Below are 9,213 nucleotides of genomic sequence, written 5' to 3'. Positions count from 1 at the left end.
TCATCGGCAAGCTTCACCCGCTCGTTCTTCATTTTCCAATCGGCCTCGTGCTTGGGGCGGCCGCCGCAGAGCTCGTTGCCATCCTGACGCATCGCGAGTCCTGGCGCGCCCTTGGCGTCGCGAACGCTCGGGCGGGAGGGGCCTCGGCCCTCGTCACCGCGGTCGCGGGGTGGGCACTCACTTCCGCCCCTTTCGTCGAGCCCTCCCGGCTGCTCGAATGGCACCGGTGGGTAGGGGTGGCCGGCGCTACGGCAGCCGTCGCGGCGGCGGTCGTCTCGACGCAGCTTCGCGCTCCGTCCAGGCACTGGTTGGTCCTCTACCAGGCCGGGCTCTTCGGGGCCGCGGCCCTCATTGCGGTTGCCGGACACCTGGGCGCGACGCTGGTCTGGGGCGCCGACTTCCTGCGTCCCTAGGACGGCACGGCCCGGTCAGGATCGCGTGAGCAGTCGAGCCAGCTCCGCCAGATCCGAAGCCGCCACATCGGAGACGAGGCAAAGCGTCATTCCGCCCCGCGTCCAGTAGGTCCAGGTATAGCCCCGCTCCTCGCCCGTGCGCGGGGCCCCGTCGGACTCCTCCGACGGCCAGACGAACACGTTGATGACGTGCTTCCGTCGGTTGTAGACCAGAGCCGCGACGGAACGTCCGCCCACCACATCCAGCCGTCCGCCGACGAGGGGGAATCCCTCCGCGGACAGGTCCACCACGGTCGGGGCGAAGTCCAGCTTCCCCACGAACCAGGGCTTGACCGTGTGCTGGTCCGTCGAGGCGACGTCGGTCAGGTGGTTCAGCTGGAGCGAGCGCAGATGCGCGTCGAGAACCTGCCTGCCGACCTCTCGTTCGGCGACGTCCGCCCGCCAAACCATGGTTCGCCAGGCGCCGACGAGGACGAGCACCAGCGATGCGGCGGCGGCCAAACCCCGCCAGGAGGGTGCCCGGGAAACGAAGGCGGCGCGGGGGGTTGAAAGCCGGGCCCCGACGCTCGACCTAAGCGAGGCGGGTGCCCTCGCGTAGAGATCAGCGGCGCCGAGCGCGGTGCGCAGGGCCGTTTGGACGGCCAAAGCTTGGGTGCAGTCGGCGCAGCCCTCGAGATGGGCCTCGAAGTCCGCGGCCCGCGCCGCGTCGAGCTCGCCGTCAAAGTAGCCGTGCAGCCACTCTGCCTGGCCACAGCTCATGGGGCTCCCTTCCCTTCCCCGGCGCCCAGGGCCTGCTCGAGCCGGCGCCGGGCCCGCGAGAGGCTCGACATCACCGTACCGATCGGTATTCCCGTGACTTCCGCGATCTCCTTATACGAGCAGCCTTCGAGCTCCCTCAGCACGAGCACTTCCTTGAACTTTGCGGGCAGACCGTCGAGAGCGCGCGCCAAGCGCTCGCTATCGGCCCCCGCGATCGCCAGGGACTCGGGCGTCACCTCCGCTACGCCATGGACCTCCTCGTCGAACTCGGCGGCGTCCCGGGTGGCGCGCGCGCTCTCGAGCCACGAATAGCAGGTGTTGCGCACGATCTTCAATAGCCACGCCCGGGCATTGCCGCCCCGGAAGCCCCCGAAAAAGCGGTACGCCCGAAGCATCGCCTCTTGGGCGAGGTCCTGGGCCTCCGCGTGACCCCGGACCAGCCAGCGCGCGAGGTTGTAGGCGGCATCGATATGTGGCAACACGACTTCCTCAAATCGCGCTCGCTCTTCCGAATCCGCCAAGAGACTCCGTTCTCCGGAATCCGCTGTTCCCACCCGAGAGGACCGCCCGGGAGGCCATCTTATTCCAACCCCACGATACCCGGAGGGCGCGGGAGCCGGCACGGCAACAAGCGTGGAATAAACCCGGAAGGAGCCGAGTCTAGGAGAGCAGGGGCGGGTCGAACGAATGGGGTCGCCAGCGGCCCCCAGGGAGGCAGTCCAATGGATCGGCGGAAGTTCTTGACAGTCTCAGGTGTCTCGCTCGGAGCGGGGGCCCTCTACACCATGGCCCCGCACCTGGCCCGAAGTGCCGAGGGGGCCGAGATGGCGCGTCTCCTGGGCCGGCAGAACGGGGAGCGGCCGGCGCCCTTCAGGGTGTTCCAGCTCAGCGACACCCACGTCGGCTGGGATGGCGCCCTGGGGACGTCGGCGTTCGAGCGTGCGGTCGAGGTCGTCAACGGGCTCGCGCCCGCGCCCGACCTGGTACTCTTCACGGGCGATCTCACCCACGACACCGAGAAGCCCGGGGAACACGCGGTACGGATGAGGCGTTTTCAGGAGATCGCGGGCCGGCTCAAGGTGCCCAAGGTCTATCAGGTTCCCGGCGAGCACGACGCGGGCCTCGACGGAGGCGACCTCTACCGTAACGTCTTTGGGCCGACCTCCTATTCCTTCGACCACAAAGGGTTCCACTTCATCGCCCTCGACAACGTCTCCCGGGCCAAGCCGGAGGTCGGCGCGGAGCAGCGCGCCTGGCTCGCCAAGGATCTGGCGCGCTTCCCAAAGACGGCGCCCATCGTGGTCTTCACCCACCGGCCCCTCTTCGACCTGCGGCCCGACTGGGAGTGGTTCACACGCGACGGCGACGAGGTCATGGCCCTTCTGGCGCCCTACGAGAACGTCACCGTCCTCTACGGCCACATCCACCGTGAGCACGAGCAGACGATCGGCAGCGCGAAGCTCTTTGCGGCGCGCTCGCTCTGCTTCGCGTTCCCCGACCCCCAGGGCGTGGCCGACAAGAAGGCCATCCCGTTCGACAAAGCCGAGCCGTTCAAGAACCTAGGCATCCGGCAAGTGCAGGCGGCCCCCGGGCAAAAGGGAGCAACCGTCAAGGTGAGCGAGGTCTCGCTCGACGCGCGGGAGTTCTCCGGCACCGAGGGGTTCAACCAGTTGCTGAAGAACCCGTCTCTCTAGGAAAGGAGAAGCCACGTGCGTCCACAGATTCGACTGACAGCGGCCCTGCTCATCGTGGCGGCGGCCGGCCTCACCAGCAGCGGCCTGCGGGCTGCGGAAGAACCAAAGGTCATCGCCATCACCGCCAAGCGATTTGAGTTCAGCCCCAAGGAGATCACGCTCAAACAGGGCGAGACCGTGAGGCTGCAGCTTACGACCGAGGATGTGACCCATGGCTTCTTCGTGAAGCCCTTGGGCATAGACGAGGACATCGCTCCGGGAAAAACGACCACCGTCGACGTCACTCCCAAGACGCCCGGCCGCTATACGACTATCTGTGACCACTTCTGCGGCGCCGGCCACGGCAACATGAAGATGACGATCGTGGTGGAGTAGCAGGCCTCAGCAACAGCAAGGCGGAGAGCAGTCAGTCGGCTTCCATGGAAATTTCGCGGCCCTCGATCTTCGCCGTTCAATTGTGTCAGGCTCTGACATATCATCGTCGGCTAGTCTGCGCCTAGCGGATCCGGGGCGCTCTCGCCCCACCGAAGGAGCCGGCATGAAGATGACCGAATTCTTTTCCGCGCAACTGGAGCGAGAAGCTCCCTTGTCGCGACGCGCCCTGGAGCGTGTTCCGGAAGGACGGCGAGACTGGAAACCGCACGAGAAGTCGATGCCGCTAGGCTCCCTGTCGACGCTCGTCGCCACCATGCCGTCCTGGCTCGCGATGATGATCAACCAGAGCGAGCTGGACCTCAACCCGCCAGGAGGCTCGACTTACCGGCCGCAGGAATGGAGCACGACCCGCGAGCTGCTTCAGGCCCTCGACGAGTCCACGGCCAGGGGACGGGACGCCCTCCGCAGCACGACCGACGAGTTCCTGATGACGCCATGGAGGCTCCTCGTGGCCGGGAGAGTGGTCGCGGAGAACCCCAGGTCCATCTTCATTGCGGATACCTTCACCCACTTGGCGCACCACCGCGGACAGCTCACCGTCTACCTGCGGCTGAACGGCGCGCCCGTCCCATCCATCTACGGACCAACCGCGGACGACAAGAGTTTCTAGTCGAGGCTGCGTGAGGGGAGGGCAAACCCGAGGCGGGTGAAGAGACAACCGCCCCAGGGCACGTCTCGTTCAGCGTCCGATGGGCCGGGTCGCTACCGGCTGAAAATGGTCGTTGCTAGGGCCGAAATGAAGCGCCAAGTACTTGACCAGCTTGGCCTTCTCCTCCTCCGGCACTTCGGCTCCCCAGCCGACCATCTTGTTGACGGAGGCGGTCCACTGGGCCTCGGAGAGCCGCTGTTGCCTGAGGATGTCCGTGGAGTGACAGCTCAGACAGGCCCGGTCGGCAATCTCCTTGCCCGGGCCCTCCGGCAGCACCTCGAGGCGCGTGCCAAAGATCGGGAGCTTGGGGTCGAACGGCGTCCCACCCTTCCCCTTGGCAGACTGGGTCCAGCCGGCAGTGAAAGCGGTGCCGCCGATCACGATTCCGAGGAAGATTGAGGTCGGCCAGAATTTCCTCATGCCGTCACCTCGATGTCCGCCGAGTGCCAAGCGTTGTAGAGGTACCCGCTCTGGTTCCATACCGCCTCTTTGGGCTGCACGCTCCCCCGACTGTCGGTGGCGCGCGCCCAGAGCGTGACCTTTCCGGGGGCCTCGGGCTTCCAGGGGAAGGTCCAGAGGCGCCACGCGTAGGGATCGTGTTCAGGATCGAGGGCCGCATTCTTCCACGTGGCCCCGCCGTCGGCGCTGATCTCAACTTTGCTGATGTCCGGCGCGCCGGAGAAAGCGAACCCGCGTAGATTGACCGCCTGACCCACCTTGGCCGATTTCGGCGCATCCGAGATGTTGGACTTCACGAATAGCTCCGTGACCGGGCGCATTTCGTCCGGCTTGAAGGTCACGCCCGGATCGCCCGGCTTGTTGGGGAAGCGGTAGCCGACATCCATGTAGAAGCCCTTCTGCGGATCCTTCTGCGGGCTTAAGCGCTCCAGCCATTTCATCCAGTGGTCGCCGGCCCAGCCCGGAACCACCAGCCGCGCCGGAGCCCCATGGAGCATGGAGAGCGCCTCGCCATTCATCTTGAGCGCGATCACGCCGTCCTCCAGGACCTTCTCGATCTCGAGGCTCCGGTAGAACGGCGGCACCTTGCCGGGTGGTTTGTCGGTGCCAAAGGTATGCAGGTGCTGGCCCGTCCCCTTCAGGCCGGCCTTGAGGAGAACGTCCTTGACCCGGACGCCCGTCCAGCGCGCATTCCCCACCGCCCCGAACTGCCACTGCACGCCGGGGACGACCGGCTTCATGAAGCCTCGTCCGTTGCCTGCGCACTGGAGGACGCAGGTCACCGTCGTCTGCGGCATCGCGTTGAGCTCGGCGAGGGAGAGCTTGAGCGGCGCTCCCACCTCACCGTCTACGGTAAGAGCCCAGCTCTTGAGGTCCGGGGCCAGCGGAATCCAATGCTGGCGCACGAAGAACAGGTCGTTGGGAGTGAGGTAGGTCGTGAGCGCGTCGAGCGGCGTCTCCGCGCAGGCGGCGTACCCGTTCACCTGCAGCATTCTTCGCTTGGCCGGGGAGACGTCCCTGGCCACCGCCGCAGCGATGCTTGGAAAGGCGGCCACGCCCGCGGCCAGGCCCAAGAAGGCGCGTCGGCCCAGGCCCGGAAAAAGATCTCGCTGATCGGCCATAGAGTCCTCCTCCTAGACGGTGGAGTTGGCGCGGCTACCTTGGGATGTCCCGCTCATGCCGGCCGGGCGCGGCCGCGCCATCGTCCTGAGTGCCGACCCCCCTCGCTCGGAGGCACCGGTGCTCGTGAGCTGCAGCTTTGGCTCTCCCGTTCGGACTCGCTCCAAGGGCCGAAAACATGGTGTAGCGTGCGCATTATAGACGGCGGGCGGCCTTCTTTGACGGGCACCGCGGAGCGTGGAGCGCACAACCGACCGGCCCAGCCACCGGAGCGCAGTAACCGAGGGCATCGTGGGGGCGCTACACACCGAACTGCCGAAGGTGGTGATCCGTATGAGCGTAACCCCAACGCAGCCACGCGCCGTCAGACATCCGGCCAAATATCGGATGTCGCTGCCCGTCGAGCCTTTTCGGCGAGGCGGCGGCGCGCTCTAATAGCTCCTCAACCTGCGCGACGTCCGCCCCAAAGTCGCCCGGTCTACTGCCCCCGAGCGCCTGGTCCAGTTCGGGCCGCGTCGCGATTCCCGCGGGCCAAGGCAGCGGAAGGTAGAGGGCGACCCATTTGACGATCGTGCGCTGAAGCAGGTTTGTGGCCGGGCTCACGGGCTTCTCACCCAAGGCCATGCGAATGGAGTCACCCAGATGGCAAATCATCTGGTGCGCGGACATTCGCCCCCAGCGACGGACACCGTCGGGACGCACGTCCCGCAGACGGCGGAGAATCTCGGCCTTGTCGCGGGGCCGGGCCAGAGTCTTCACGCCCTCTCCGTCACAAGCCGAGAAGTCGTTCGCCGCCGGTCTCCCGGAACGCGGCGAGCGCCTCCTCGCGGCCCGCTTGGGCCCTGGTCAGGAGCCCCTGGAAAGCGGGATCGCCCCGCAAGGGGTCGAACTGCGGGCGGCCGGCAAGAGTCGGCGAGACAAAGTACCCCTTGTCTACCGCGCGCCGCAGGTAGTCGAGGCCGCCTACATGCTCGCCCGCGTCGCAGAACAGCCACCCCTGCTGGAAGATGGCCTCCGGGTCGTCCATGATCTTCAGCCCGCTGAATGCGGACTGAGCGGCCAGCATGTCCGCCGGGCGCCGATCCAGCCAGGCCTCCAGGCACTTGATCCACGATACAAAGGCGGGCGTGCGTGGGGCCTGGCGCATCGAAACCAGCCCTCGCCGTGCCTCGTCAAGGCGGCCGGCCAGACCGAGGCCGATGACCCGGATCCCGTCGTCTGCGCCTGCGACCACGGCCGGCGGCTTGATCACCAAGATCCGCTCGATGTCGCCCCTCATGAGCAGGGTCTGCTCAAGACTCGTGGGGACATTCGGGTCGAGCCGCCTTGCTTCCTCGTGGGCGGCGATGGATTGCTCGAAGAGTCCGCAATAACGGCAGGCGTGAACCAACCCCGCGAACAGCTCGGGATCGTTGCCGTGACGGTCCGCCTCGGTCAGCAGGCGCACGAGCGCCGTCTTCGTCTGGCCGATATCCGCCTCGAGGTGCGCGTAGAACTTGTGCGCCACGGAGAGCCGCGGGTTCAGCTCGAGGGCCCGGCGAAAGGCCTCCTCCGCACGCGCCTCGCCGTCCGTGGAGTTGTCGATGTATTTGCCGATCACGCGGTGGCAGCGGCCCAAGTGGGCCCAAGCGGGGGCGAAGCCGGGGTCCAGCTCCACGCAGCGCTGATACAGGTCACGGGCCCGCGGCAGCTGGTCGTAGGTCCGGGCCAGCTCGTGCCCCCGGAGGTAGAGCTCATAAGCCCGGGCGTTGCGCGGGGCGTCGAGCGTCGGCGATTCCTCCACCACACCGAGGGGGAGCGAGAGCGCCTCCACGACCCGCCGGGCGATGTCGTCCTGCAGCCGGAACAGGTCTCCCAGCGACGACTGGACGGTGTGCGACGTGAGCAGCGTCCCCTCCGGGGCCGCGACGAGCTGAGCCGCGGCGCGCAGCTGATCGCCGGAGCGAAGCACCGTTCCCATCACGACCCGGTCGACGTCGGCCTCCGCGGCCAGAGCCTTGAGGTCCGGCGCGTCTCCCGCGAAGCGGGCGGCGGTCGCGCTCGAGCGCACGATCAGCGAGCCGATCCCGGAGAGGGATGTCGCGATGGCGTCGGGCAGGCTGAAGGCCAGGAAGTCCGTTTCGGGATCCGGGCGCAAGACGCGGAACGGCAGGACCACGAGGCGCGTCAGCGCGCGGGCCAGCGCCGGCGTGTCGTCCCCGTTGGTGCCGCGGACCGCGCGCAGCTCCTCCGTCATGACATCGGCCGATGCCGGTCGCTCCGCGGGACGCTTGGCCAGCGCCCGGCGGATCACACGGTCGGCCGCGGCCACGGCCGGCGAGCCCGTGAGGGCCGGGGGCTGTTCGTATAGGGTGGCGTGGAGGATCTCCACGACGTTACGGCCGCCGAACGCCGGGCGGCCGGCAAGCATTTCGAACAGGATGGCCCCCACCGCGAACAGGTCGCTGCGGGCGTCCACGCCTTCCCCTGTCACCTGCTCGGGAGCCATGTAGCGGGGGGTGCCTATCAGCATTCCGGTGCGCGTGAGCTCCGCGGCCGAGCTGAGCGATCGCGCGAGCTCCGCGTCGCTCGGCCGCGCGAGGCCGAAGTCGAGGAGCTTGACGCCGTGGGGGGTGAGAAACACGTTGGACGGCTTCAGGTCGCGGTGGATGATGGCGCGAGCGTGCAGCGCCGAGAGGGCGGCCAGTATTCCCAGGCCGATCGGCACGGTCTCGGCGACACTCAGAGGTCCTCGCCGCAGCCGCTCGGAAAGGGCCTCCCCCTCCAGGAGCTCCATGACGATGAACAGCTCGCCGCTGTCCTCGCCGATCTCGTAGAGCTGGCAGACGTTAGGGTGGTTGACCCCGGCCGCGGCCCGGGCTTCGCGCCAAAAGCGCTTGCGCGCCGTCTCGTCGCCCACGAGCGACGACATCTTCTTGACGGCGACCGTGCGCTCCAGCCGCTCGTCGCGAGCCTCGTACACGACGCCCATCCCGCCTTCTCCAAGCTTCCGGGCAATCGCATAGTGCCCGATGCGAGCGGGCACGCCCTCGCGGGGGGGCGTGATCTCGAGCATCGAAGAGGGATGCGGAGACAGCACCGCTCCCGTCACCCAGTCGTAAAGGGCGCGCAGCCGTCCCCGCGGCGTGTTGTCGACCGGCTTCTCCGCCACGGTTGACTTCGATCATACCCCGACCGGTCGGGAGGCCGGGCGGTACGCGCATCATCTCCACATGTCATCGTTTCCCCAAGGATGACATCAGCGCTGGCTCCAGGAGGCTCGGCCAATCAAGTTGAGTTACAGGGGCCCCTCACAATGTATCCAGGCTTTCGATCGATTTGCCTCATGCGGGCCACTAGGATGCTGCGGGAAGACGCAGAGTTGACCCCGACGCGGGCGCGGGAGTAGTCTCGCTCCAGCTTCCTCCCGCTTACGAGATGAGCTCAGGCGCAGAGAGCACGGCCGATATGCGCGATGGCCGCAGGTCCGGGAGACCGACCCGCCGGCGTTTGGCATCCCTGCTCTTGAGCGGGGCCGCCCTCCTCGCCGCTGCCCGGACCAGCTCTGCCCAGACGGAGGGTGTCACGGCGTCCGAGATCCTCATTGGCTCCTGCGCTGCGCTCGAGGGCCCCGCCAACGCTCTGGGCACGCAGACCGTGCTCGGAGCCAAGGCCTATTTGAACCACATCAACGAAGGCGGCGGGG

11 protein-coding genes are annotated in these 9,213 nt (G+C 67.5%); 5 read left to right on the top strand and 6 right to left on the bottom strand.

The window, feature by feature from the left end; translation table 11 throughout:
- The coding region (locus tag VN461_24345; GenBank protein HXB57913.1) for a DUF2231 domain-containing protein at positions 1-413 on the top strand (413 nt) is incomplete at its 5' end.
- Positions 414-428: 15 nt separating this feature from the next.
- Here the strand turns inward: VN461_24345 and VN461_24340 are convergent.
- Positions 429-1,172 carry an anti-sigma factor gene (locus tag VN461_24340; GenBank protein HXB57912.1) on the bottom strand — a complete coding sequence of 248 codons (744 nt, stop codon included), beginning with the start codon at positions 1,170-1,172 and terminating at the stop codon, positions 429-431.
- On the bottom strand, positions 1,169-1,654 hold the full coding sequence (locus tag VN461_24335) for a sigma-70 family RNA polymerase sigma factor (protein HXB57911.1): 486 nt from the start codon (positions 1,652-1,654) through the stop codon (positions 1,169-1,171). The genes VN461_24340 and VN461_24335 overlap by 4 nt, the downstream gene beginning before the upstream one ends.
- A gap of 240 nt (positions 1,655-1,894) precedes the next feature.
- Here VN461_24335 and VN461_24330 point away from each other — a divergent pair, with 240 nt between their 5' ends.
- The 3 genes from VN461_24330 to VN461_24320 all read left to right on the top strand — a co-directional run bounded on the left by VN461_24330 (position 1,895) and on the right by VN461_24320 (position 3,911).
- Positions 1,895-2,866, top strand: a complete 972-nt coding sequence (locus tag VN461_24330; GenBank protein HXB57910.1) for a metallophosphoesterase — start codon at positions 1,895-1,897, stop codon at positions 2,864-2,866.
- Positions 2,867-2,881: 15 nt separating this feature from the next.
- Positions 2,882-3,241, top strand: coding sequence for a cupredoxin domain-containing protein (locus VN461_24325; GenBank protein HXB57909.1), 360 nt, complete (start codon positions 2,882-2,884; stop codon positions 3,239-3,241).
- A gap of 163 nt (positions 3,242-3,404) precedes the next feature.
- Positions 3,405-3,911, top strand: coding sequence for a DinB family protein (locus VN461_24320; protein ID HXB57908.1), 507 nt, complete (start codon positions 3,405-3,407; stop codon positions 3,909-3,911).
- Between the two features lie 69 nt (positions 3,912-3,980).
- Here the strand turns inward: VN461_24320 and VN461_24315 are convergent, their stop codons facing one another.
- The 4 genes from VN461_24315 to VN461_24300 all read right to left on the bottom strand — a co-directional run bounded on the left by VN461_24315 (position 3,981) and on the right by VN461_24300 (position 8,679).
- Entirely contained in the window at positions 3,981-4,370 is a 390-nt protein-coding gene (locus VN461_24315; GenBank protein HXB57907.1) for a cytochrome c, read from the bottom strand.
- Positions 4,367-5,530: a sulfite oxidase gene (locus VN461_24310; GenBank protein ID HXB57906.1), complete on the bottom strand. Its 1,164-nt coding sequence runs from the start codon at positions 5,528-5,530 to the stop codon at positions 4,367-4,369. Before VN461_24310 ends, VN461_24315 begins: the two co-directional genes overlap by 4 nt.
- A 298-nt stretch (positions 5,531-5,828) precedes the next feature.
- Positions 5,829-6,287, bottom strand: a complete 459-nt coding sequence (locus VN461_24305) for a DUF1569 domain-containing protein (protein ID HXB57905.1) — start codon at positions 6,285-6,287, stop codon at positions 5,829-5,831.
- A 10-nt stretch (positions 6,288-6,297) separates the two neighbouring features.
- On the bottom strand, positions 6,298-8,679 hold the full coding sequence (locus VN461_24300; protein ID HXB57904.1) for a protein kinase: 2,382 nt from the start codon (positions 8,677-8,679) through the stop codon (positions 6,298-6,300).
- Positions 8,680-9,032: 353 nt separating this feature from the next.
- Here VN461_24300 and VN461_24295 point away from each other — a divergent pair.
- Positions 9,033-9,213: ABC transporter permease (locus VN461_24295; protein HXB57903.1), on the top strand; the 181-nt coding region annotated here is incomplete at its 3' end.

It is taken from the genome of Vicinamibacteria bacterium, from assembly GCA_035570235.1.
Lineage (GTDB): Bacteria > Acidobacteriota > Vicinamibacteria > Fen-336 > Fen-336 > DATMML01.
The sequence above is the reverse complement of the archived record's forward strand: the minus strand, read 5'-3'. Positions and strand labels throughout refer to the sequence as shown.